Source organism: Streptomyces sp. NPDC058246 (assembly GCF_042881985.1).
Classification (GTDB): Bacteria; Actinomycetota; Actinomycetes; order Streptomycetales; family Streptomycetaceae; genus Streptomyces.
On record NZ_JBHVWZ010000026.1, the window covers coordinates 61,053 to 85,888 of the forward strand.

The 24,836-nt window shown below is 70.7% G+C and carries 16 protein-coding genes and 1 pseudogene; 10 read left to right on the forward strand and 7 right to left on the reverse strand.

What is annotated here, in order from left to right; translation table 11 throughout:
* The first annotated feature begins 74 nt into the window (after positions 1-74).
* Positions 75-1,076 (forward strand): ketol-acid reductoisomerase, encoded by a 1,002-nt coding sequence (ilvC, locus tag ACFVXA_RS30225; protein ID WP_383742910.1) that lies wholly within the window; start codon positions 75-77, stop codon positions 1,074-1,076.
* Between the two features lie 307 nt (positions 1,077-1,383).
* Positions 1,384-2,973 carry a phosphoglycerate dehydrogenase gene (gene serA, locus ACFVXA_RS30230; protein WP_362026505.1) on the forward strand — a complete coding sequence of 530 codons (1,590 nt, stop codon included), beginning with the start codon at positions 1,384-1,386 and terminating at the stop codon, positions 2,971-2,973.
* 138 nt (positions 2,974-3,111) lie between these two features.
* Here serA and ACFVXA_RS30235 read toward each other — a convergent pair whose 3' ends face one another.
* Both ACFVXA_RS30235 and ACFVXA_RS30240 read right to left on the reverse strand, forming a co-directional pair.
* Positions 3,112-6,090 carry an AAA family ATPase gene (locus ACFVXA_RS30235; protein WP_390027711.1) on the reverse strand — a complete coding sequence of 993 codons (2,979 nt, stop codon included), beginning with the start codon at positions 6,088-6,090 and terminating at the stop codon, positions 3,112-3,114.
* Between the two features lie 199 nt (positions 6,091-6,289).
* On the reverse strand, positions 6,290-7,837 hold the full coding sequence (locus ACFVXA_RS30240) for an MFS transporter (RefSeq protein ID WP_384403029.1): 1,548 nt from the start codon (positions 7,835-7,837) through the stop codon (positions 6,290-6,292).
* A gap of 97 nt (positions 7,838-7,934) precedes the next feature.
* On the opposite strand from ACFVXA_RS30240, the gene ACFVXA_RS30245 reads away from it, so the two are divergent.
* A complete protein-coding gene (locus tag ACFVXA_RS30245; protein ID WP_362026514.1) occupies positions 7,935-8,528 on the forward strand; it encodes a TetR/AcrR family transcriptional regulator in 594 nt (197 codons plus the stop codon).
* A gap of 151 nt (positions 8,529-8,679) precedes the next feature.
* Here the strand turns inward: ACFVXA_RS30245 and ACFVXA_RS30250 are convergent, their stop codons facing one another.
* The 5 genes and pseudogenes from ACFVXA_RS30250 to ACFVXA_RS30270 all read right to left on the reverse strand — a co-directional run.
* Complete coding sequence (locus ACFVXA_RS30250) at positions 8,680-9,654, reverse strand: aldo/keto reductase (RefSeq protein ID WP_390027713.1); 975 nt, start codon at positions 9,652-9,654, stop codon at positions 8,680-8,682.
* On the reverse strand, positions 9,651-10,487 hold the full coding sequence (locus tag ACFVXA_RS30255) for an amidohydrolase family protein (RefSeq protein ID WP_390027716.1): 837 nt from the start codon (positions 10,485-10,487) through the stop codon (positions 9,651-9,653). The genes ACFVXA_RS30250 and ACFVXA_RS30255 overlap by 4 nt, the downstream gene beginning before the upstream one ends.
* 189 nt (positions 10,488-10,676) lie before the next feature.
* Positions 10,677-11,000 carry an L-rhamnose mutarotase gene (locus ACFVXA_RS30260; protein WP_383742895.1) on the reverse strand — a complete coding sequence of 108 codons (324 nt, stop codon included), beginning with the start codon at positions 10,998-11,000 and terminating at the stop codon, positions 10,677-10,679.
* A gap of 5 nt (positions 11,001-11,005) precedes the next feature.
* Positions 11,006-11,764, reverse strand: coding sequence for an SDR family NAD(P)-dependent oxidoreductase (locus ACFVXA_RS30265; RefSeq protein ID WP_383907417.1), 759 nt, complete (start codon positions 11,762-11,764; stop codon positions 11,006-11,008).
* Position 11,765: 1 nt separating this feature from the next.
* Positions 11,766-11,906: pseudogene (locus ACFVXA_RS30270) on the reverse strand (fumarylacetoacetate hydrolase family protein); the annotation flags it as partial.
* Between the two features lie 288 nt (positions 11,907-12,194).
* On the opposite strand from ACFVXA_RS30270, the gene ACFVXA_RS30275 reads away from it, so the two are divergent.
* The 7 genes from ACFVXA_RS30275 to ACFVXA_RS30305 all read left to right on the forward strand — a co-directional run bounded on the left by ACFVXA_RS30275 (position 12,195) and on the right by ACFVXA_RS30305 (position 24,821).
* Positions 12,195-13,043 carry an FCD domain-containing protein gene (locus ACFVXA_RS30275; RefSeq protein ID WP_362026530.1) on the forward strand — a complete coding sequence of 283 codons (849 nt, stop codon included), beginning with the start codon at positions 12,195-12,197 and terminating at the stop codon, positions 13,041-13,043.
* A gap of 264 nt (positions 13,044-13,307) precedes the next feature.
* Positions 13,308-16,571 carry a discoidin domain-containing protein gene (locus tag ACFVXA_RS30280; protein WP_390027719.1) on the forward strand — a complete coding sequence of 1,088 codons (3,264 nt, stop codon included), beginning with the start codon at positions 13,308-13,310 and terminating at the stop codon, positions 16,569-16,571.
* 60 nt (positions 16,572-16,631) lie between these two features.
* On the forward strand, positions 16,632-17,729 hold the full coding sequence (locus ACFVXA_RS30285) for an enolase C-terminal domain-like protein (protein WP_362026535.1): 1,098 nt from the start codon (positions 16,632-16,634) through the stop codon (positions 17,727-17,729).
* Between the two features lie 93 nt (positions 17,730-17,822).
* Positions 17,823-19,211, forward strand: a complete 1,389-nt coding sequence (locus ACFVXA_RS30290) for an ABC transporter substrate-binding protein (RefSeq protein WP_383907412.1) — start codon at positions 17,823-17,825, stop codon at positions 19,209-19,211.
* A complete protein-coding gene (locus ACFVXA_RS30295) occupies positions 19,208-20,140 on the forward strand; it encodes a sugar ABC transporter permease (RefSeq protein ID WP_362026542.1) in 933 nt (310 codons plus the stop codon). The genes ACFVXA_RS30290 and ACFVXA_RS30295 overlap by 4 nt, the downstream gene beginning before the upstream one ends.
* Positions 20,137-21,063 carry a carbohydrate ABC transporter permease gene (locus ACFVXA_RS30300; protein ID WP_389749309.1) on the forward strand — a complete coding sequence of 309 codons (927 nt, stop codon included), beginning with the start codon at positions 20,137-20,139 and terminating at the stop codon, positions 21,061-21,063. The genes ACFVXA_RS30295 and ACFVXA_RS30300 overlap by 4 nt, the downstream gene beginning before the upstream one ends.
* Positions 21,064-21,374: 311 nt before the next feature.
* Positions 21,375-24,821 (forward strand): AAA family ATPase, encoded by a 3,447-nt coding sequence (locus ACFVXA_RS30305; protein ID WP_390027721.1) that lies wholly within the window; start codon positions 21,375-21,377, stop codon positions 24,819-24,821.
* Positions 24,822-24,836: the final 15 nt, after the last annotated feature.

Consider the following 24,836-nt stretch of genomic DNA (forward strand, 5'->3'; position numbering starts at 1 on the left):
GACCCCGAGACTTCCCCTCACCTCACCGGCATACGGTGGGACGCAACACCTGCACACCAAGGAGAGAACCCAAAGTGGCCGAGCTGTTCTACGACGCTGACGCCGACCTGTCCATCATCCAGGGCCGCAAGGTCGCGGTCATCGGCTACGGCAGCCAGGGCCACGCCCACGCGCTGTCGCTGCGCGACTCGGGTGTCGACGTCCGCGTCGGTCTGCACGAGGGCTCCAAGTCCAAGGCGAAGGCCGAGGAGCAGGGCCTGCGCGTGGTGACCCCGTCGGAGGCCGCCGCCGAGGCCGACGTCATCATGATCCTCGTCCCGGACCCGATCCAGGCCCAGGTGTACGAGGAGCACATCGCCCCGAACCTGAACGACGGCGACGCGCTGTTCTTCGGCCACGGCCTGAACATCCGCTACGGCTTCATCAAGCCCCCGGCCGGCATCGACGTCTGCATGGTCGCCCCCAAGGGCCCGGGCCACCTCGTCCGCCGCCAGTACGAGGAGGGGCGCGGCGTTCCCTGCATCGCGGCCGTCGAGCAGGACGCGACCGGCGACGCCTTCGCGCTCGCCCTGTCGTACGCCAAGGGCATCGGTGGCACCCGCGCAGGCGTCATCAAGACGACCTTCACCGAGGAGACCGAGACCGACCTGTTCGGTGAGCAGGCCGTTCTCTGCGGTGGTACGGCCGCGCTGGTCAAGGCGGGCTTCGAGACCCTGACCGAGGCCGGCTACCAGCCGGAGATCGCGTACTTCGAGTGCCTCCACGAGCTGAAGCTCATCGTCGACCTGATGTACGAGGGCGGCCTGGAGAAGATGCGCTGGTCCGTCTCCGAGACCGCCGAGTGGGGCGACTACATCACCGGCCCGCGGATCATCACGGACGCCACCAAGGCCGAGATGAAGAAGGTCCTCGCGGAGATCCAGGACGGCACCTTCGCCAAGAACTGGATGGACGAGTACCACTCCGGTCTGAAGAAGTACAACGAGTACAAGAAGCAGGACGCCGAGTCTCTGCTGGAGACCACCGGCAAGGAGCTGCGCAAGCTCATGTCGTGGGTGAACGACGACGAGGCGTGAGCCCGACGACGATGGGGCCGGAACACACTGTTCCGGCCCCATCGTCGAACCCCGGGTAACCTGGGTGACGCTGTTTGTCCACTGAGGCCAGCCACGTCCGGGTGATCCTTCCGCAGAGGCGTAAGACGGCCGCCATGGCGCCACTACACTGCTGCACATCAACAACGCGTCAGGCCCACAGCGTCGTGCGTCTTCCACGCGGCTCGAGCGACACCGAGGAAGTGAAGGCACCTCCCGGCGCCGCTACAACCCTCCACCGCCTGCGGCCGTCGGGACGGCCGTCCGCATTGGACTTGTGAGGACTCACGTGAGCTCGAAACCTGTCGTACTCATCGCTGAAGAGCTGTCGCCCGCGACCGTCGACGCCCTGGGCCCGGACTTCGAGATCCGGCACGCGAACGGCGCGGACCGCGCCGAGCTGCTGCCCGCGATCGCCGATGTCGACGCGATCCTGATCCGCTCGGCCACCAAGGTCGACGCCGAGGCCGTCGCTGCCGCCAAGAAGCTGAAGGTCGTCGCACGAGCCGGCGTCGGCCTGGACAACGTGGACGTCTCCGCCGCCACCAAGGCCGGCGTGATGGTCGTCAACGCCCCCACCTCGAACATCGTGACCGCCGCCGAGCTGGCCTGCGGTCTCCTCCTGGCCAGCGCGCGCCACATCCCGCAGGCCAACACGGCGCTGAAGAACGGCGAGTGGAAGCGCAGCAAGTACACCGGCGTCGAGCTGGCCGAGAAGACCCTCGGCGTCGTCGGCCTCGGCCGTATCGGCGCGCTCGTCGCGCAGCGCATGTCGGCGTTCGGGATGAAGGTCGTCGCCTACGACCCCTACGTCCAGCCTGCTCGGGCCGCGCAGATGGGCGTGAAGGTGCTGTCGCTGGACGAGCTGCTCGAAGTCTCCGACTTCATCACCGTGCACCTGCCGAAGACCCCCGAGACGGTCGGTCTGATCGGCGACGAGGCGCTGCACAAGGTCAAGCCCTCGGTGCGGATCGTGAACGCCGCGCGCGGCGGGATCGTCGACGAGGAGGCGCTCTACTCGGCGCTCAAGGAGGGCCGCGTCGCGGGCGCCGGCCTCGACGTGTACGCGAAGGAGCCCTGCACGGACTCCCCGCTCTTCGAGCTCGACGAGGTCGTCTGCACCCCGCACCTCGGTGCCTCCACGGACGAGGCGCAGGAGAAGGCCGGTATCTCCGTCGCCCGCTCGGTGCGTCTCGCCCTCGCCGGCGAGCTGGTCCCGGACGCGGTGAACGTGCAGGGCGGGGTCATCGCGGAGGACGTCAAGCCGGGCCTGCCGCTCGCCGAGAACCTCGGCCGCATCTTCACCGCCCTCGCGGGCGAGGTCGCGGTCCGTCTCGACGTCGAGGTGTACGGCGAGATCACCCAGCACGACGTCAAGGTGCTCGAACTCTCCGCGCTCAAGGGCGTGTTCGAGGACGTCGTCGACGAGACCGTGTCGTACGTCAACGCCCCGCTGTTCGCGCAGGAGCGCGGCGTCGAGGTCCGCCTGACGACCAGCTCGGAGTCCCCGGACCACCGCAATGTGGTCACCGTGCGCGGCACCCTCGGCGACGGCCAGGAGGTCTCGGTCTCCGGCACGCTCGCGGGCCCCAAGCACCTCCAGAAGATCGTCGCCGTCGGCGAGTACGACGTGGACCTGGCGCTCGCCGACCACATGCTCGTGCTCAGCTACGAGGACCGTCCCGGTGTCGTCGGCACCGTCGGCCGCATCCTCGGCGAGGCGGGCATCAACATCGCCGGGATGCAGGTCGCCCGCGCGGCCGCCGGGGGCGAGGCCCTCGCGGTCCTCACCGTCGACGACACGGTCCCGCAGACCGTCCTCTCCGAGGTCGCCGCGGAGATCGGCGCGACGTCGGCGCGGTCGGTCAACCTCGTCTGAGGCTGCCCGACCCTCTGGGGGCTCCCGCCCCCAGAGGCCCGTACTCCACCTGGACGCTCTCGTCCTCGGACGCCGGACGGCTGAGAACTCAGCCCGTCCGGCGTCTTTGCGTGCCGTACGTCCCGCTCGCGTGAGGACTCAGGGCGAGGCGGTCGGCTCCGGCGCGACCAGACCCTCTCGATAGGCGATGGCCACGGCCTGCGTACGGCTCGCGGCCCCCAGCTTGGCCAGGATGTTGGACACATGGACGCTCGCCGTCTTGCCCGTGATGAACAGCTCCTCGCCGATCTGACGGTTGGTCCGGCCCCGGGCGAGCAGCCGCAGCACATCGCTCTCCCGCGCGGTCAGCACGGGGATCCGGTCCGCGCCGGACGGCGCCTCGGCGAGGCGACCCCGCCGGATCAGGGCGTCCACGGATTCCAGTAGCGGCACGGCACCGAGGCGCAGGGCGGTGTCACGGGCCGCGCGTGCCTGCTCGGCCGCCTCCTCGCGGCGGTCGGCCGAGAGCAGCGCCTCGGCGAGCCGCCGCCGGCAGCGCGCCAGTTCGTACGGATCGCCGTACCCGAAAGCGGCGACGGTCTTCTCCCAGGCCGCGACATCCGGCCCGGAGTGCGCGCGCAGCCACTCCGCCTCGGCGCGGGCCAGCCACGCCAGCCCCTCCGGGCCCTGAGGGGTACCGTCCTCTCCCTTGGCGGCCGTGGCCCGGGCCCTCTCCACCAGCTCGGTGGCGGTGTCGACCCGGCGGCGGGCCCCCGCCGTGTCGCCGGTCAGCCGCAGCTCCACGGCTGAGTCGGCGACCGCGGACAGGGCGAGCGCGGCGAGCCGCACTCCGACGTCCGGCCCGTCGGTGGCCTCGTCGCCGGCGAGCGCCGCGATCGTGGCGCGCTGCTGCTCGACGGCCCCCTCGGCGTCCCCTCGTACGGCTGCGGCGTCGGTCAGCACGATGCCCGCGACGAGCGTGGCCATCCAGTCGAACGGCCCGTCGGTCAGGGCACGGGCACGGTCGGCGGCGTCCTGCTCGCCGCGCGCCAGGGCGACGTACAGGGCGGGTCCGGTCGCGAATCCGGCCGCGGCGGGCAGCCGTTCGGCGTCCGCGGCGGCGGCTCGCGCGCACTCGTCCCAGCGGCCCAGGGTGTAGAGCACCAGGGACTGGAGGTAGCGCAGCTCCAGGGCGTACGGCGAGGAGAGGAGGCCGTTGCGGCGGGCCCGGTCCAGGCCGTCGGAGAGCCAGGTCAGACACTCGTCCAGGTCACCGGATTCGTAGCACCCGACGGCGAGGTTGTAGAGCGCGCGCATCTCGACCGGGATGTTGCCCGCGCCCCGGGCCAGTTCACGGGCCTCCCGCAACCGGTCGCGGCCCCGCGGGGTGCGCCGGTTGTGCCTCTCCAGGCCGACCATGGAGATCATCAAGTCGGCCTGGGCGTCGACCAGTCGGAGCTCCTCGGATACGCGCAGCGCCTGCCGGGCGATCCGCAGGGCGTCCTCGTCCCGCCCCACGTAGCGCGCCGCCATGACATGGGTCGCCGCCGCCCACACCCAGGTGTACGACGGTGGCTCGGCCGGGATCATGGCGAGCGCCTCGCTGCTGTACGTGAACGCGGCGTTCAGGCTGTCGATGCGCATCAGGTTGCCCGCGAGCGTGTAGCGGACGCGGGCGGCGAGCTCCGAGTCGGCGTCCGATCCGGCCCGGGCGAGCGCGGCGCGGGTGAGCTGCACCGCGCGGTGGCTCTCACCGGCGTGCGCGGCCGCCGCGGAGGCGCGCAGGGTGAGGGTCACCGAGTCGCCGTCCTGGGGGCGGGCGGCCGGGTCCACCGCCGGCCACAGTTCGAGTGCGGTCTCCAGGTGGCGCAGCTCCTCGGCGGGCGCGCCGACCCGCTGGGCGTGATCGGCGGCTTCGAGTGAGGCCGCGAGCGCGTCGGCGAGATCGTGACTCTCGCGCGAGTGATGGGCCCGCTCCGCCGCGCTCTCCGCCGAACGGCCTTGCCCGGCAAGGAGTTCGGCGAACCTCCCGTGCAGCCGGACCCGCTCGCCCGGCAGCAGGTCGGCGTACACGGCCTCGCGGGTCAGGGCATGCCGGAACGAGTAGGTGGCGTCCTCGCCGGGGACCAGCAGCTGCCGTCCGACGGCCTCGCGCAGCGCCGACTCCAGCTCGTCCTCCGGCAGTTGTACGGCGTCACGGAGCAGCTCGTGCTCGACGCGGCGCCCGGCGACGGCGGCCGTGCGCAGCACCTGCTGGGCGGTCTCGGAGAGTTGCTCGATGCGGATGAGTAGCACGTCGGCCAGGCCGCTCGGCATGGCGGGCGAGGCCGGGCCGACGTCGCCCGGCAGGGCGGCGAGCAGTTCCTCCGCGTAGAACGCGTTGCCCTCGGCGCGGTCGACGATACGGCGGACGGTGGTGTCCGGCAGCGGGTCCGTGCGCAGTGCCCTGACCAGCCGGGCCACGTCGGCGTCGGCCATCGGCCGCAGTTCCACGCGGTCGACGGCGGGCAGCCGGATCAGCTCGGCGAGCAGCGGGCGCAGGGGGTGGCGGCGGTGCAGGTCGTCCGCGCGGTACGAGGCGAAGACCGCCAGGCGGTGGGCCGGCCCGCCGGGTCTCGGACGCTGCAGGAGCCCCCGGCTGAGCAGGAAGCGAAGGAGGTCGCGGGAGGACTGGTCCGCCCAGTGCAGGTCTTCGAGGACCAGGAGGAGGGGGGTGATGTCGGCGAGATCGGCCAGCAGGGCGGCCGTGCTCTCGAAGAGACGCAGCCTGCCCCCGCCGTCCGGGGCGACGTCGGGGCCCGCGCCGGTGCCGCCTCCGAGGAGGCGCCCCACCGCCGGGTGGGCGGTGAAGGCGGACGCGAACCGGTCGTCGGCGGCCAGTGCTCCGAGGATCTCCGTGAACGGGAGGTACGGCAGGCCCACGTCACCCAGGTCCACGCAGTGGCCGGTGAGGACGGTCATGCCGGTGGCGGCGGCGTGGGTGGCGGCCTCCGTGAGGGTGCGGGTCTTGCCGACGCCGGCGTCGCCCGCCACCAGTACGGCGCGGGGGTCGCCGGCCGTTGCGCGGTCCAGCACGCCCGTGAGCCGGGCGAGTTCGTCCTCCCGGCCGATGAACGGCGTACCGAATGTCTGTGCCACGGGGCCCATCCTGGCACGCGGCACCGACAGCACGCGTCTCAGTTCTTCGGCCGCGGGCGTCCAGAGGGGCGCGGGGAACTGCGCAATCTTTCAAGGGGGTTCTGGGGGCGGAGCCCCCAAGCAGGGGACGGGCAGGGGCGGAGGGGGCGAAAAACGCCGGACGGGCCGGGATCCCCCGGCCCGTCTCGAAAGCGCGCCCTCAGGCGAGCGACTCCGCAGCCTCCACGACCTCGGCCTCACGGACCTGCACCTTCCGCAGCGCCGCCGTGGCCAACACCGCCGCCCCCAGCAGCAGCACCGCCCCCGCGATCGCCGCCGCCTGCATGCCACTGGTGAAGGCCTCCCGCGCGGCCGTGGCGAGGGCCTGGCCCGTGTCACCGGGCAGGTGCCGGGCCACGGCCAGCGCACCGCCGAGGGTCTCGTGGGCCGGGGCCGGAGCACCGGCCGGGATCTCGTGGCGGTAGACCGCCGTTCCGATGGAGCCGAGGACGGCCATGCCCAGCGCGCCGCCGAATTCCGCGCCGGTCTCCAGGAGGGATGAGGCGGCGCCCGCGTTGCCGACGGGGACGGTGCCGAGGGCGAGGTCCATCATCTGCGACATCACGGTGACGATGCCGGCGGCGAGGACGCCCGCCCCGGCGAGGACGAGCCACATCGAGTCGGTACCGGCGAGGGTCAACAGCCCGTAGCCGCAGGCGGCGGTGACGAAGCCGCCGGAGACGACATGGGCGCGGTGCACACCCTTCTGCACCAACTGCGCGGCGACCGGGGCCGCCACACCGACCAGGACCGTGGGGAGCAGCGCCCACAGCGCGGCCTCCATGGAGCTCTTGCCGAGCACGGACTGGAGGTACTGGGTGGTGAAGTACGCCGATCCCATCATCCCGAAGGAAGAGATGAGGTTGAGGACGACTGCGGGCGCGAAGCCTCGGCCGCGGAACAGGGCGGGGGAGATCAGCGGGGACTTCGTGGTGCGCTGGCGGTGGACGAAGAGGGCGGCGAAGAGCAGACCGACGGTGATCGAGACGACGTACCGGACGTTCCAGCCCTCGGACGGGATCTCCTTGATGCCGTAGATGACGGGCAGCACGGCGGCCATCGACAGCGGCACGCTCAGCAGGTCGAAGCGGCCGGGCTCCGGGTTCCTGGACTCGGGAAGCAGGATCGGGCCGAGGACCAGCAGCAGCGCCATCGCGGGCAGGTTGACCAGGAAGACCGAGCCCCACCAGAAGTACTCGACGAGCACACCGCTCATCACCGAACCGAGCGCGACGCCGCCGGTCATGACGCCGGACCAGATGCCGATCGCCTTCGCGCGCTGGCCCGGATCCGTGAACATCGTGCGGATGATCGCCATCGTCGACGGCATCAGGGTCGCGCCGCCGATGCCGAGGATCGCGCGGGCGGCGATCAGGGTCTCGGGGCTGGTGGCGTACGCGGCGATCACCGAGGCGGTGCCGAAGGCCGCGGCGCCGAAGAGGAGGAGCTTGCGGCGGCCTATGCGGTCGCCGAGGGAGCCCATCGTCATCAGCAGTCCGGCGAGCACGAACGCGTAGATGTCGAAGATCCAGAGCTGCTGCGTGCCGCTCGGCTCCAGGTCCGCGCTGATCGAGGGGATCGCGAAGTAGAGGACCGAGACGTCCATCGAGACCAGGAGCAGCGGAAGCATCAGCACGCCGAGGGCGGTCCATTCGCGGCGGCCGGCGAGGGCGCCGGATGCGGGGGTCGTGCTCGTCGAGTTCGTCATGGCAGGAACTGTACGAGCGTCTTAAACACTTGTCTAGAACGACTGTGTAATACATGCGTCTGGTACGGGTGTCTGAATCGGAGGTACGCTGGCCCGCATGGGACACCGTGAGGATCTGCTCGAAGGCGCCAAGCGCTGCCTGATGGAGAAGGGGTTCGTGCGCACGACGGCGCGCGACATCGTGAAGGAGTCAGGGACGAACCTCGCGTCCATCGGCTACCACTACGGATCGAAGGACGCGTTGCTGACGCAGGCCTTCGTGGAACTGATTCAGCAGTGGGGCGACAGGTCCGACCCGCCCTCGGCGCGCGAGGCCGAGCCCGGGGGATCCGTGGAGCGGTTCCACAGTGTGTGGGCGCGGATGCTGGAGTCCTTCGAGGACTTCCGCCCCCTGTGGGCGGCGAGCATGGAGATCGCGACGCAGGGGGACCGGGTGCCGCAACTGCGGGACCTGATGGCGAAGGCCCAGATCGAGGGCCGGTCCGGGCTCGTCGCGATGTTCACGGGGCAGGACGAGGAGACGCTCGACGAGCGGACCGTACAGTCGCTCGGCGGCTTCTACCAGGCGCTGCTCAACGGCCTGATGGTGCAGTGGCTCTTCGACCCGGCGAGCGCGTCCACCGCGGACGATCTGACGGAGGGTCTGCGCCGGGTGATCGACGCGGCGTCGGCCCCGCGGTCGCGCGACTGAGCCGCCCCCGGGCGTACGGCCCGAGCGATCCGTCGGCGCACCGTGCGGGCTTCAGTCCTGGACGACTCCGCCCGTGCGCGTCTCGGTCGCCCGGTCGGTGAAATGCCGTCCCGGGCTCAGCGCCCCGTCTCGGCGGCCTGCTCAACGCGCTTCAGGCGCTGGGCTCTTCGGCTGCCACGTCGAGGTCCGACCAGGCGGCGTCGGTCAGGTCGGTGGCGGCCCAGTGGGCGGCGGAGGCGACCTCGGCGGCGGAGCGGAAGCCCGCCACCACGCCGGCCACGACCGGGGCGCGGAGCGGGAAGCGGACGGCGACGTGCGGGAGGACGGTGCCGTGCGCCGCGCAGATGTCGGCGAGATGCCGGGCGCGGCGCAGTACCGCGTCGGGGGCGGGACCGTAGTCGAAGGTGGCGCTGTCGGGTGGGCGGGGCCGGCTGAGCAGACCGGAGTTGAACGGCGCCGCGGCGACCACCGAGACACCTCGCTCGGCGCACGCGTCCAGCAGCGGGCGGGCGGTGCGGTCGAGCAGCGTCCACCGGCCGGCCACCATCACGGCGTCCACGTCCGCCTCGGCGACGATCCGCAGCAGCGGGTCGACGGCGTTCATGCCCACGCCGACCGCGCCGATCACCCCTTGGTCGCGCAGGGCCGCCAGCGCGGGCAGTGCCTGCTCGACGGCGATGTCCAGGTGGTCGTCGGGGTCGTGGACGTAGACGATGTCCACCCGGTCCAGGCCGAGGCGGGTCAGGCTGCCCTCCAGGCTCCGCAGCACGCCGTCGCGCGAGTAGTCGGGGCGGCGGATCAGTGTGTCCGGTACGGCGAATCCGCCCGCGGCCAGGTCGGATCCGGTGGGTGCGGGGTGGGGTTCCAGCAGGCGGCCCACCTTGGTGGAGACGGTGAACTCCGCCCGGGGGCGGTGGGCGAGGGCCGCGCCGAGGCGCCGTTCGGACAGTCCGAGGCCGTAGTGCGGGGCGGTGTCGTAGTAGCGGACGCCGACGTCCCAGGCGGCGTCGATCGCGCCCCGTGCCTGGTGGTCGTCGAGCGGGGTGTAGAGGTTGCCGAGGGGGGCGGCGCCGAATCCCAGGGAGCTGACGTGGACGCCCGTACGGCCGAGCCGGCGGGCTCTCACGCGGGGATTCCGTACCAGCGGGCGGCCGTCGTGCCGAAGACCGCCTCGCGCTCCTCGGCGTCCAGGTCTTCGGTGAGGGTCTCGGCGACGGCCAGGACCTCGTCGTACTCGGCCGCGAGCAGGCAGACCGGCCAGTCCGAGCCGAACATGAGGCGGTCCGGGCCCAGTGTCGCTAGCAGTACGTCCGCGTAGGGGCGCAGCGCGGCATGGGCCGGCGTCTTGGCGGTCCGGGTGACCAGGCCCGACAGTTTCACGGCGACGTTGGGGCAGTCGGCCAGCTCGGTCAGCGGCGAGGTCCACGAGGCGAGACCGTCGCCGCCCACAACCGGATTGCCGGCGTGGTCCAGGACGAAGTGGACGTCGGGGAGTTCGCGTACCGCCCGGACGGCGGCGGGGAGTTGGTCCGGCCGGACGAGCAGGTCGTAGACGAGGCCCGCGGCGGCGACCGCCTCGATGCCGCGCCGGACGTCGGGACGTGCCGTCCAGTCCGGATCCGCCTCGTCCTGGATACCGTGCCGGATGCCGACGAGCGCGGAGCCCCCGGGCCCCTCGCGCAGTTCCGCGAGCCGGTCGGCGATGCCGGGGTCCGTCAGACTGGTCCAGCCCACCACCGCCCGGATGTGCGGATCCCCGGCCGCGAGGGCGAGCAGTTCAGGTGTCTCCTCCGGTACGGCGATGGTCTGTACGACGACGGTGGCGTCGATCGTGTTCCGGTCGAGCGTGGGACGCAGTTCGGCGGCGGTGAAGGTCCGGCGGAGGGCGGGTAGGTCCCGCGTCCAGGGCTGGTCCCGGACTTCGAGGTCCCAGAGATGGTGATGAGCGTCGATGCGCACCGTTTGATCCTTGGGGATGAGGGGCGGATTCTGAGGGGGCGGATTCTGGAGGTGCGGGGCTCGGTGGACGGGGGAGGGCGGCCGGAGGTGTAGGGGGCTTTGAGGTACGGGTCCTTGAGCTATGGGCCCTTGAGGTACGGCCCCTTGAGGTGCGGGGCTTTGAGGTGCGGGGCCTCGCTGTACGTGCCTTCAGTCGAGGTGGAAGATCTCCTCGGCCGGGGCCCACCACTGTCCCTCGGTCACGGTGTCCAGCGGCTGCTGGCACGGGTCGGTCAGCGCCCACCAGTCGCGGGAGACGGGATCGGCCGCGATCGCCGCGGTGTCGGCGGCGTAGTCGGTCCCCGTGTATTCGAGGTAGCTGAACAGCAGTCCGTCGCGGAGGAAGATGGAGTAGTTGCCGATGTTGGCCCGCTTGAGGGCGGCGAGTACGTCCGGCCAGGCGGCGGCGTGGAGTGCGCGGTACTCCGACTCCTTCTCGGGGCGCAGTCGGATCACGGCGGCGAAGCGTCGCATGGTGGTCAGCTCTCCTTCCGCGGCCGCAGCCGCAGTCCGTCCATGCCGCCGTCCACGGCCAGGGAGGTGCCGGAGGTGGAGGCGGCGGCCGGGGAGGCCAGATAGACGACGGCGGCGGCGACTTCGTCGGCGCTGACCAGGCGGCCGTGCGGCTGCCGGGCCGCCAGCGCCGCGTGTTCCGCCGCTGGATCGTCCGCCCGGTCGAGCAGCCGGCCGACCCACGGTGTGTCGGCGGTGCCGGGGTTCACGGCGTTGACCCGGATGCCCTCCGGCAGCAGGTCGGCGGCCATGGCCCGGGTCAGCGAAAGCACCGCGCCCTTGCTGGCCGAGTACAGCGCACGCTGCGGCAGGCCGGCCGTCGCCGCGATCGAGCTGATGTTGACGACCGCCGCGTGGGCGGAGACGCGCAGCGCGGGCAGCGCCGCCCGGGTGACCCGCACCAGGCCGAGGACGTTGACGTCCAGCACCCGGTGCCACTCCTCGTCGGTGTTGTCCTCGATGCCGCCCTGCGCCCCGATCCCGGCGTTGTTGACCAGGACGTCCAGCCCGCCTAGGACCGAGACGGCTTCCCGCACACCGGCCACGACCGACGCGTCGTCACCGATGTCCGCGCGGATGTGAGCCGCGAAGGCCCCGGGCGCCGCATCGGTCCGATCGAGCACGGCCACCCGCGCCCCCTCGGCGGTGAGCAGCCGGGCGGTGGCCAGACCGATGCCCGAGGCACCGCCGGTGACCAGGGCCCCGAGTCCGTCGAAAGCGCCCATGTCAGGCCTGCTCGAAGGTCTGCCGCAGGCGGCCGAGGCCGTCGATCTCCACGTCCACGATGTCTCCCGCTCGTAGGTAGGGCTCACCGGCTCGGCCCAGGGCGACGCCCGAGGGCGTACCGGTGTCGATCACGTCACCGGGGTGCGGGAGTCGTGCGGCGGGCCCGTCCCGGGCGTTGCCGCTCCCTGCTGCGCGAAGGATCTGATTCATCCGGCAAGGATCTGCTTCATCTGACAGGCAGGACCTTAAGGATGGGATCCTTCCTGTGCAAGAGTTTCGATGCTATGCACCTTTAGTTACCTTAAGGGGCGGTTCAACAGGCCCATAAATTAAGTTCTGTTCGCACTCTTCTCAACGTGTAACACGGATGTCATAGTGGCCACCGTCGATGAACCTGATTAATCCGAACGGGCAAGAGGGGGGTACGCAGTGGCCGATCCAGCACAGGTCCCTGGCGAAGGAGATGACGAGGCGTCACGTCCTTACCGGCCGGGGTACGAACTGGTCGCCGAGCAGCTGCTGAACTACATCGCCGAACAGAACCTGCGGTCCGGCGACCGGCTCCCCACCGAACAGGGCCTCGCCCAGATCCTGGGCGCCTCCCGCAACGTCACCCGCGAGGCGGTGAAGGTCCTGGCCGCCATCGGCCGGCTGAGTGTGCGGCGCGGCGCCGGGATCTTCGTCGCGGACTCGGCCGGCGGCCTGGTGGACGACCAGCTCTCGCACTTCCGGCCGACGAGCATGGAAGACGTTCTGATGCTCCTGGACTACCGGACGGTGATCGAGTCGGAGACGGCCCGCCGTGCCGCGTCCCTGGCCACGCCGATCGAGGTCCGGACCATCCGGGAGGGTGCCGAGACCTCGCTGGTGGCGGCCGGGGAGGACGACGGGTACGCCTTCGCCAAGGCCGACGCCGCGTTCCACGACGCGGTCGGGGCCGCCTCGCACAACGTGTTCCTGAGATCGAGCGTCGCCGGCGTACGGCGCCTCGCGTCCCAGTCCGATGTCCTGCTCTTCCATGGCGACGCGCCCGGCTCGCTGGAAGTCGCCGCACGTCAGCATCTCGCCATAGCCGAGGCGGTCGCCGCGGGGGAGGCCGACCTCGCCAGTGAGCTGATGGTGGAGCACATCGCCACCACGCAGAGCCAGTTCGAGCGAAAGATTCGCGACCGGCTGTTCAACCTCGACGACCGCGGCGCCTCCGGGCCGCCCCCGCGGACTTCGAGGAACACCGGCGCCGGGGACCCACCCCTGTCCCCGGAGACATCCGCTTCGTAAACCGGCACCACGCACACCTGCACGCGCCACGGCACCAGCACAGAGCACCCGACGTGGCACGAGCACCGAGCTTCACCCACGCGCCACGGCGCGGGCACCGAGCACCGCGCCCGTGCCACGGCTCCCGCACCGAGCCGCTTCTGCACCGAGCCGCTCCGGCACCGAGCCCCCAACGCCCTGGGACCCGGAGGACGACCGGGTTCCCAGACATCACTCCCCTCAGGCGATTGGATTTCCGTGTCTCTACCGTCTGCTCGCGGGGGCATGTTCGCGCCCCTGCGAAGAAGCCTCATAGCCGCCGTGTCCCTGGCCACGGTGGCGGCACCGCTGGCCGTCGCCGTACCGGCCCAGGCCGCGGCGAAAGCGTCGGACCTCGACGTCTACGTCTCACCGGCCGGCCGGGACTCCGGCACCGGCACCGCCGCACATCCCTTCAAGACGCTGGAACACGCACGGGACTATGTGCGCGACGCCAAGAAGAAGGTCGGCGGCGAGGTCCACGTACGGCTGCTGTCCGGTACGTACCAGCTCAGCCGCACCTTCACACTGACCGCCCAGGACTCCGGAAGCGACGGGCACAAGGTGGTCTACGAGGCCGCCCCCGGCGCGCACCCGGTGATCAGCGGGGGCAAGCAGGTCACCGGCTGGACCCCGGCCGACTCGGCGGGGAAGGTCTACAAGGCCAAGGTGGGTGACATCGACACCCGCCAGCTCTATGTGAACGGCGAGTTGGAGACCCGGGCGCGCGGCGGCAAGAACCCGTCCGGGTTCAGCAAGACGTCCACCGGCTACACCTTCACCGACAGCAGTCTCAGCGGCTACAAGCGTCCCTCGGACCTGGAGGTCGTCAGCAGCTGGGGCTGGAAACTCATGCGCTGCCCGGTGGAGTCGATCTCCGGCACCACGATGACGATGCAGCAGCCCTGCTGGCACAACGCCAACCTCCAGCAGGGCCAGGAGATCACCAACCCGACCTGGCTGGAGAACGCCCGCGAGCTGCTGGACACCCCCGGCGAGTGGTACCTGGACAAGGGCCAGGGCGAGATCTACTACATGCCCAAGTCCGGTCAGGACCTGTCCACCGCGACCGTCACGGTGCCGCGCGTGCAGGACCTGGTCGACCTGAACGGCACCAAGGCCGACCCGGTGAGCGACGTGTCCTTCGAGGGCATCACCTTCTCCTACTCCACCTGGCTCGCCCCCAGTTCGTCCGAAGGCCTCATCGAGGGCCAGGCCGGCTTCCGGATGGTCGGCAACGACCCCGACTTCGACGCCACCCGGTTGAAGTGGCAGAAGACGCCCGGCGCGGTCAACGTGAGCCACGGCCACGACGTCGGCTTCCAGGGCAACACCTTCACCCATCTCGGCGCGGTCGGTCTCAACCTGAACACCGGCACTCAGGGCACCGACATCACGGGCAACGTCTTCCGCCAGATCGCCGCCACCGGCATCCAGATCGGCGGCGTCGAGGTGATCGACGCCCACCCCGACGACCCGCGGGACATCACCAAGGACACCACGGTCGACAACAACGTGGTCACCAAGGTCGCCGACCAGTACAACGGCTCGCTCGGCATCCTGGCCGGCTACACCGACCACACGGTGATCACCCACAACAAGGTCTACGACCTGCCCTACTCCGGCATCTCCGTCGGCTGGGGCTGGGGTTTGACCGACAAGGGCGGAGACACCAACTACCCGGGCAACTCCGGCGTTCCGGTCTGGGACACCGACACCACCAGCCGGGACAACAAGGTGACGGACAACGATGTCTTCGACATCATGAAGTCACAGGCCGACGGCGGCGCCGTCTACACCCTCAGCACCAACCCCGGCGGTGTGGTCTCCGGCAACTACCTCCACGGCGTTCCGGCGCCGGCCTACGGCGCCATCTACCACGACGAGGGCAGCCGTTACTGGCAGAACACCGGCAACGCCCTGTGCGACGTGGCGTACCAGTGGCTGCTGATGAACCACGGCATGGACATCACCGCCACCGGCAACTTCACCACCCAGCCCGCGTTCACCACCCAGGCCAACAGCACGGGCGATGACGTGAGCGGCAACATCACCGTCGGGTCCTGCGACCAGCTCCCGGCCTCGATCGTCAACAACGCCGGACTCCAGCCGAGTTACCGTCACCTCGACCCGGGCCCGGCCGTCACCGACACCAAGGCGCCCACCGCGCCCGGCACCCCGACCGCGGTCACCGACTTCCCGACCGTGGCGGACCTGAGCTGGCCCGCGGCGAGCGACGACACGGGTGTCACGGGCTACTCCGTCTACCGTGACGGCAAGCTCATCAGCGCCACCGGCAAGACCTCGGTGCGGCTGTCCGGGCTGACGGGCGGGAAGACGTACGGCTTCGAGGTCACCGCCCGGGACGCGGCAGGCAACGAGTCGAAGCCGAGCGGGGCGTTGAAGGTCACCATGCCCTCCGGCTCCGACCTGGCGCTGAAGAAGCCGGTCACCGCCTCCTCGGATTCGGAGGGCAACGTCCCCGGGAAGGCCGTGGACGGTGACCTCTCCACCCGCTGGGCCCAGGGTCTCGGCCTGCCCGACCCGTCCTGGATCCAGGTGGACCTCGGTGCCTCGTACGACGTGAACGGCGCGATCACCACCTTCGAGAAGAGCAGCGGCTACAAGTACCGCGTCGAGGTGTCACCGGACGAGGTCCACTGGAAGACGCTCGCGGACCACACCTCCGCGAACACCACGGCGATGACCGACTACGCCCACACCGCCGACCCGGTCACCGGCCGCTACGTACGGCTGACGGTCACCGGCTCCAGCGGCAACGGCGGCAGCATCTTCGACTTCCAGGTCTACGGCACCCCCAGCGCACCCAGCTCGGACCACACGGCCCCCGCGGCGCCCGGGAAGCCCACCGTCAAGCCGCTGCTGCCGAGCCTGGTGGACGTGAGCTGGCCGGCCGCGACCGATGACACCGGCGTGACCAGCTATGTCGTCTACCAAGACGGCAAGCGGATCGGCGTCACCGGCGCCACGACGCTGCGGGTCTCCGACCTGACCCCGGAGAAGGAGTACTCCTTCACCGTGGTGGCCCGCGATGCCGCGCTGAACGCCTCCGATCCCAGTGAGGCAGCCGTCGTCACCACCCCCGCCGACAACGACCTCGCGCTGAAGAAGACGGTCACCGCCTCCTCGTACTCGGAGGACAACACGCCGCAGAAGGCGGTGGACGGCGACCTGTCCACGCGCTGGGCGCAGGGCCTGGGGCTGCCCGACCCGTCCTGGATCCAGGTGGACCTCGGCAAGGACACCAGTGTCTCCAGCGTGGTGACCACCTTCGAGAAGTCCAGCGGCTACCAGTACCTGCTCGAGTACTCCGCCGACGGCGTCACCTGGTCCACCTTCGAGGACCACACCTCCCAGAACACCGTCTCGGCGGCCAACTACTCCTTCGCCGACCAGCCCGTCACCGCCCGCTACCTGCGGCTGACCGTCACCGGTTCGAGCTGGAACGGCGGCAGCGTCTACGAGCTCCAGGCGTACGGCGACTTCTGAGCCGTCAGCCCGTCAGCCCCCGGGGCGGGTCGGCGCTCCCACACAGAAACGAAAGCCAGGATGAAGATCACCCAAGTCGAAGTACACCGGATCGATGTTCCGGCGGCCAGCCCGCCCTTCCGCTGGCGGGACGGGCTGAGCGGAAGCGCTCCGGTGGGCGACGGCGCGGTCCTGCGGATCGGTACCGACGAGGGTGCCGAAGGGGTGGCCCTGTTCGCCCGGCCCGGGGCCTTCAACACCCTCCAGTACCTGGTGGAGCAGGTCTTCCGTGAGGAACTGGTCGGAGCCGACCCCTTCCAGCGGGAATGGCTGTGGCACCGGGTGTGGGAGCTGGACCGCATCCACGAACTCCCGCTCCCCACCCTGGGCCTCATCGACACCGCCCTGTGGGACCTGGCGGGCCGGTACCACGGCGAGCCGGTCTGGCGCCTGCTCGGCGGTTTCCGGGAATCGATCCCCGCCTACGCCTCCACCTCGACGTTCTCCAGCATCGCGGAGTTCCTCGACGTGGCGGACCAGTGCCTGGCACTGGGCTATGTGGGCATCAAGCTGCACGCCTGGGGCGACGCCCGCCGGGACGCGGAGCTCTGTCTGGCGCTGCGTGATCACGTCGGCCCCTCCGTCCCCCTCATGTACGACGGGTCGGCCGGATTCGACCTGCCCGACGCGATCCGCCTCGGCCGGGCGCTCTCGGAGGCGGACTACCTCTGGTACGAGGAGCCGATGCGCGAGTTCAGCATCTCCGCGTACCAGAAGCTGGCCGAGGCCGTGGACATCCCGCTGCTGGTCGCCGAGACCTCCGACGGGGCGCACATGAACTCGGCGGACTTCATCCGGGCCGGCGCCGCCACCTTCGGCGTACGCGCCGGCACCACCCTCCGGGGCGGCATCACCGGCGCCATGCGCACCGCCCACCTCGCCGACGCCTACCGGCTGCGGGCCGAGGTGCACGGTTCGGACATCCCGAACCACCACCTGTGCATGGCCATCTCCAACACCACCTACTACGAGTCCCTGGTGACCGCGACGAACGTCGTCCGCGAACGCCATGTGGACGACCAGGGCCTGGTGCACGCCCCCACGGGGCCCGGCATAGCCCTTCCCCTCGACTTCGGCTACGGCGAGGAACTCCTGCCGTTCGTCGAACAGCCGCGCTGACCGGGCGGTGGCCGTCCGCCCGGACGGCCACCGCAGCCGGCGCCCCCCATCCGGCGCGCCCCCTGTCCCACGCAAGAACAGAAAGGCAAGACAATGAGGTCTTCCGGATCTCCGAGAGCCGGCCGACGCCGCACCGCGGTGCGCACAGCGGCGGCCGCGCTCTCCCTGGTCACCGCGGCTGTGCTGGCCGGCTGCGCCAGCGCCGACACCACCGCCCAGTCCTCCTCCTCCGCCCAGCCGACGTTCAAGCCGGTCACGCAGAAGGCCGGTTCGCAGATAACGGTGTGGGCCGACTCGACCCGGCTGCCGTCGGTGCAGGCGTACCAGAAGGCGCACCCGGACGTGAAGATGAAGATCGTCACGTACGACGGCGGGGCCGACGGCTCGACGTATCTCCAGTCGAAGGTGCAGCTGTTCGACCGGACCGGCAGCGGCTGGCCGGACGTGGTGTTCGGCTCACCCACCGACGTGACATGGGCGTCGGAGGCCACCAAGCCCGGAGCGCAGCCGTTCGCCGCGCCCCTGGACGACAAGCTGGTCCCGCAGAGCACGCTGGACGGCTTCGCCAAGGGCTCCCTGACGCCCTGCGAGTTCAACGGCCACACCTACTGCCTGCGCAACGACATCGCGCAGGTCGTCCTCTGGTACAACAAGTCCCTCATGGACAAGTGGGGATACCAGGTCCCCACCACCTGGGAGGACTACGAGGCCCTCGGCAAGAAGGTCGCCAAGGACCACCCCGGCTACCTCGTCGGCTCGGTCGGCGACACCAACTCCCACGAGTCGTACTTCTGGTCCGGCCAGTGCCCGGCGTTCAGCCTGACGAAGCCGGACACCCTGCGCAGCGACCTCCAGGACCCGAAGTGCACCCGGACGGCGAAGCTCCTGGACAGCCTGATCGACGCCAAGGCCGTCACCACCAAGGGCTTCTTCAGCCAGGGCTTCGCCAAGGACAGCGGCAGCAAGGTCCTGATGGCGTACGGCCCGTCCTGGTACGGCCAGTACCTGTTCAAGGCCGCCTTCAAGGCCCCGGCCAAGCAGATCGCCGCGGCGTCCCCGCTGACCTGGAAGGGTGAGACCACGGCGGCCACCGGCAACGTCGGCGGCGGCGTGTGGATGGTGTCCTCGCACAGCGCCAACCTCAAGGCGTCCACGGACCTCGCCACGTGGCTGACCACCTCCGACGAGAACCAGGCCGCCGCGCCCACCTACCCGGCCTACACCAAGGCCGCGCAGGCCTGGCTCGCCAACCCGGCCAACAGCGACTACTTCGCCAACGACGTCAGCAAGCCGTTCCAGGAGGCCGCGAACGAGGTGTGGACCGGCTGGTCGAACACCAAGTTCCCGGACGCCACCGCCTGGTCCAGCGTCGTCCTGCCGGCCCTGACCGCGGGCAAGAGCCTGACCTCGACACTGCCCGCCTGGCAGCAGGAGATCAGCAACGAGGCGAAGGCGCAGGGATACAAGGTGGTCAATCAATGACCTTGCTGGAGACCGAGCGCGTCGCCGTCTCCCCCCTCCGCCGCGGCAGCACGCCGCGGCGGAGGGGCCCCGGTCTCGCGGGCTACTTCTTCGTCGCCGGATACGCGGTGCTGCTGCTCGCCTTCGGCGTCTTCCCCACCGGTTACTCGTTCTACCTGGCGCTCACCAACGACCGGGGGCAGTTCACCGGCTTCAACCAGTTCGTGAAGGTCGCCCAGGACTACCGGTTCGTGCCGGCCTTCACCCACATGCTGATCTACCTGCTGCTGTGGCTGGTCGCCCTGGTGGTCCTGGTCGTCCTGGTCGCGGTGGTGCTGCGCGGCCGGGTGCGTCCGGGTACGTCGGCGCTCTTCCGCTTCCTGTACTACATCCCCGGCGCTCTCGCCGGAGTGGCGAGCGTGCTGGTCTGGCTGTTCATGCTGGACCCGGACGTCAGCCCGGTGTCCTGGGTGCTCAAGAGCATGGGGCTGGGGACCTTCGCGGCCGTGCTCGCCCCCGGCAACCTGCCGCTGATCCTCATGCTGATCGCCTTCTGGACCGGCGCCGGCGGCTGGATGGTCGTGATGTACGGGGCGCTGAACAACATCCCCGACGAGGTGCTGGAAGCCGCCCGGATGGACGGCGCGGGGCCCTGGCGTACCGCCTGGCACATCCAGATCCCGATGATCCGGCAGTGGATCGTCTACATGACGATCATGGCGTTCGCGACCGGCACCCAGCTGTTCGTCGAGCCCCAACTGCTCCAGACCGCCAGCCTGGGCCGGGTGAGCCCCACCTGGTCGCCCAACCAGCTGGCCTACGTCTACGCCTTCCAGCAGGGGGACTTCAACGGCGCCGCCGCCATCGCCGTATTCCTGCTGGCCGTGGGACTGCTGGCCGCCGGACTGCTGGTCGCCCGATCGAACCTGTTCAAGTTGGATGAGAAATGACGCAATCCACTCTCTCCTCGGCGCACTCCTCGGCAGCGGCGGGCCGGCGCGTCCGGCCGTCCCGGGCCCTCTCCTTCCTGGTGGTCGGCGTCCTGCTGGCCGCGCTGCTGGTGTTCTTCGTGCTGCCGGTGGTCTGGCTGCTGCTCGCACCGTCCAAGACCGCGGGCGAAGTGGTGCGGGACAACCCGTTCTCCTTCGGGTCGTTCCAGCAGATCGGCGCGGCCTGGCGACACCTGTTCACCTTCCAGGACGGCGCCATGGTCACCTGGCTGCGCAACTCGGCGATCTACTCCGGCGGTTCGCTCGTCCTGACGCTGGCCGTCAGCGTGCCGGCCGGCTACGCGCTCGCCCTGACCAGTTTCCGGGGACGCAAGACGCTCCTCATGATCACCCTGGTCACGATGATCATGCCGCAGGCCACCCTCGTACTGCCGGTCTTCCTTGAGCTCAACCGCTTCCACCTGATCGGCACCGTCTGGTCGGTGATCCTGCCCTTCTCCTTCTACCCGTTCGGCGTGTACCTCGTGTACATCTACTTCGGGAGCAGCCTGCCCAGGGACCTGCTGTCGGCCGCGCGGATCGACGGCTGCACGGAATGGCAGCTCTTCTCGCGCATCGCGCTGCCGCTGGCGAAGCCGGTGGTCGGCCTTGTCGCGTTCTTCAGCTTCGTGGGCAACTGGAACAACTTCTTCCTGCCCTACCTCGTCCTGCCGAACAGCGAGCAGTTCCCTGTCCAGGTGGGCCTGAACCAACTGCTCACCTCCACCCCGTCCTTCAACCCGGTGGCCGGCGCCGGTCTGAACATCACCATCCCGGAACTGGCCCTGGCGATCATCGTCGCCATCCTGCCCGTGCTGGTGCTCTTCCTCTTCTCGCAGCGCACACTGGTCTCCGGGATGCTCGCCGGAGCGACCAAGGAATGAGCGCCCGCCGTGCCGCCGTGGTGCGCGCGGTTCTCGTCCGGGCCTGAGCCCCGGTGCCCGCGGCCGTTGGCGCCGTTGCAGGAAACCGCTGTAGGGTCCGCGGTTTCGTTCTATGGTCTGGTTGATCGCCGGTTTCGCCAACCTGGGGTCGGCGGCCTGCTCGCCTGAACCACCCTGCGACGCGGCTGCGGGGCGGTGAAGGTCTGGAGCCTGCCGACCTGTGCTTCTTCGGCGAAGTGGACATGCAGCGGCCCCGGGTTGTTATGGGGATCTGCCCATCTCGGTTTTGCTGACGGCTAAGTTGTCGATCTATGGATCGACGCCCCATCAAGCTCGTGGTCGATGTCCTGCTCATGCTGGTCGGGACCCTGTTGGGTATCGCGACGAACTACGCGACCGGCCAGTCGGACCATGTGCCGCCGGCGCTGCGGCTGTTGCGGGACTGGTCGGTGCCGCTGATCGGCGTCGCTCTGGTGCTGCTGGTCGGGGGCCAGATCGCGCTGCATCTCCTCGATCGGCCGGCGCCGGTGCGCCGGGTGTGGAACAAGGCCCAGCCGCCGTACCCGGGGCTTGAAGCTTTTGCGGAGGACGACGCGGCCGTCTTCTTCGGGCGGGACCGGGAGATCGCCGAGCTGGTCGGGCGGCTGCATCCGGCGGTGCCGGGGCGGGCGCAGCGGTTTGTGACCGTGGTCGGGCCGTCGGGGAGCGGAAAGTCGTCGTTGGTGCGGGCCGGGCTGCTGCCGGCGCTGGCCCGGCGACGGGGGCGCTGGGCGGTCGCGGTACCGTTCTCGCCCGGTGAGGACCCGGTCGGCACCCTGCGACGGCGGCTGGCCCAACTGCCCGATGAGCGGCCAGCGTTGCTGGTGGTCGACCAGCTGGAGGAGTTGCTCACCCTGTCCGGTCGCGAGGAGCGGGACGCGTTCCTCACCGCCGTACGCGACGCGCTGCGGCGTGACTCGCGGCTGTGGCTGGTGGCCACCCTGCGCTCGGACTTCCTCACCGGGTTCCTGGAGTCAGGTTTCGCCGAGCTGGTGCGTAACCCGGCCGTCGTTGGCGCACTCGCCCGGGACGCGCTGTATGAGGTCATCGAAAAGCCCGCCGAGCAGGCCGGGCTGACCTTCGCACCTGGCGTCGTGGCCCGCATGGTCGATGAATGTGGCGGAGGCGACGCGCTGCCGTTGCTCGCCTACACCCTCCAAGAGCTGTACCTGCGCGCCGGAGGGTCCGGCGGGACGGTGACCCAGGAGGCGTACCGCGCCCTCGGCGGCGTCGCCGGAGCCCTGTCCGAGCGGGCCGACCAGATCACCGGCGAGCTGGTGGACGCACCCGTGATGCCCACCCTGCTGCGGTTCGTCACCATAGACCGCAATGAAGCCACCCGCCGCCGGGTCCGCCGTGCGGACCTCACCCCGCGGGAACAGGAGGTCGCCGACGCCTTTGTCGCCGGACGCCTGCTTACCGGCGACGGGGGCGTCCTGGACGTGGCTCACGAGGCGCTGTTCCGCCAGTGGGCGCCGCTGCGCCAAGCGGTCGTCGCCCGTAGCGAGGACCTACGCCGCCGCACCGAGCTGGAACGCTGGGCGCAGGACTGGGACCACGCGGAGCGCCAGGACGCCTACCTCCTCACCGGGGAGCGGCTGTCTGTCGCCCGGCGGTGGCTGGCGCAGTCCTCGCGGACGGTCGGCGCGACGCCACTGGTCGAGGAGTTTGTGAACCGGTCGCTACGGGCGGACCGGGCCACGATGGAACGTGCCGCGGACGCGGTGGCCGTCCGGGCCCTCGAAAGCCTCGACAAGGAGCCGGAGACCGCCGTGCTCGCCGCCCTTGCGGCAGTCGAGGAGTGCGCGGCCACACCCGGCGCGGTCCAGGCGCTGCACACGGCCCTGGGCGCCTCACGGCTGCGAGCCGTGCTGCGCGGCTTCGATCGCGGCGCGTCCGGGGTGGCCTGGTCGCCGGACGGGCTGCGGCTGGCCGTGTCCAGCGAGGACGGCACCGTACGGGTGTGGCGTCCGGACCGCGACGACCAACCGGTGGTGCTTGCGGGGGAAGGCGGCAGGGTACAGGGGGTGGCCTGGTCCCCCGACGGACGCAGGCTTGCGGCCGGCTGCAGGGACACCACCGTGCGCGTCTGGTCCTGCGACACCTGGGCCGAACTGGCCGTCCTGCGCCACACGGCGGCGACCGGCGACCGGGAGGAGGGGGTCGGCGGTGTCGCCTGGTCGCCTGACGGCAGCCGCCTCGCGTCGGTCGGCAGCGACTGCGCCGTGCGGATCTGGGATGCCGACTCCTACGCCGAATCCGCAGTGCTGCGCGGGCACCAGCGCATGGTCTGGAGCGTGACGTGGTCACCTGACGGGAAACACGTGGCCAGTGGCGGAGAAGACGGCACGATACGGGTCTGGGCCGCGGCCACCGCAGCCGTCGTCACCGTGCTCACCGACCACCAGAACAACGTCGAGTCGATCCGGTGGTCGCCGGACGGCCGCCGGCTCGCTTCGGCCTCCGGTGACCGGACCATACGGATCTGGGACACCGGCAGCTGGCAGGTGCGGCGGACGCTGGAGAGCCCGGAGGTCATCAACTCCCTGGCCTGGTCACCGGACGGCACGCGCCTCGCTGGTGGTGACGCGGACCGTACGGCCTGGGTCTGGAGCCTCGATGGGACCGAAGGCGAGGACCGGCTCACCGGGCACGCCGACACCATCTACGGCATCGCCTGGTCTCCCGACGGGAAGCGGCTGGCGACCGCCTCCCGCGACCGGACCGCGGCCGTGTGGAACGTCACCGAAACCACCAACGTCTTCAGCGGCCGCGATGGCGCGGTCCTCCGCGTCGCCTGGTCGCCCGACGGGACGTCCATCGCCTCCGTCTACCAGGACGGCTCCCTGAGCATCCGGGACTTCGCCTCCGGCCGTACGACCGGCGGCTGGCACGGCGGTGAGGTGTCCGATGCGGCCTGGTCCCCCGACGGCACCCGTCTGGTCATCGCCCTGCGCGATGGTGCGGCCGTCGTGTGGCGGGAGGACGGCAGCGACGATGACATCAACCTGGCCGGACACACCGAGGCACTGTCCCACGTCTCCTGGTCCCCTGACGGCACCCGCATCGCCACCGGATCCCGCGACGGCACAGCCCGCGTCTGGGACGCCGCCACCGGTGCGACCGTCCACATCCTGCGGGGCCACGAGGACTGGATCGGCGGTACGGCGTGGTCACCGGAGAGCCGCTATCTCGCCACGTCCAGCACGGACCGCACCGCCATCGTCTGGGACACCACCGACGGCACCGCCGTCACCACCCTGCGCGGTCACCTGGACTACGTCTGGAAGGTCCACTGGTCACCCGACGGCCGCCGCCTCGTCACCGGCTCCCGCGACCGCACGATCCGCCTGTGGGACCCCTTCGAAGGCACCGAACTCGCCGTCATGGCCGGCCACGAGCAGCGGGTCCAGGACGTTGCCTGGTCACCCGACGGCACCTGCATCGCATCCGTGTCCCAGGACCGCACGGTCCGGCTCTGGGACCCGGACAGCGCCACCCAGACCGCGGTACTCGGCGTCCACGCCGACCGGGTGAGCGGCCTCGCCTGGCACCCGGACGGCTCGCGGCTGGCGACCGCCTCCCGCGACCGCACCGTACGCGTCTGGACGATGGCCGATCACGACATCGACGGCCTGCTGCGCCGCGCCGGCCGGCGGACCTTCCGGGAACTCAGCACCGAGGAGCGCCGCTCTTTCCTCCTACCTGACAGGAACTGACGCCCACCTTCGGCG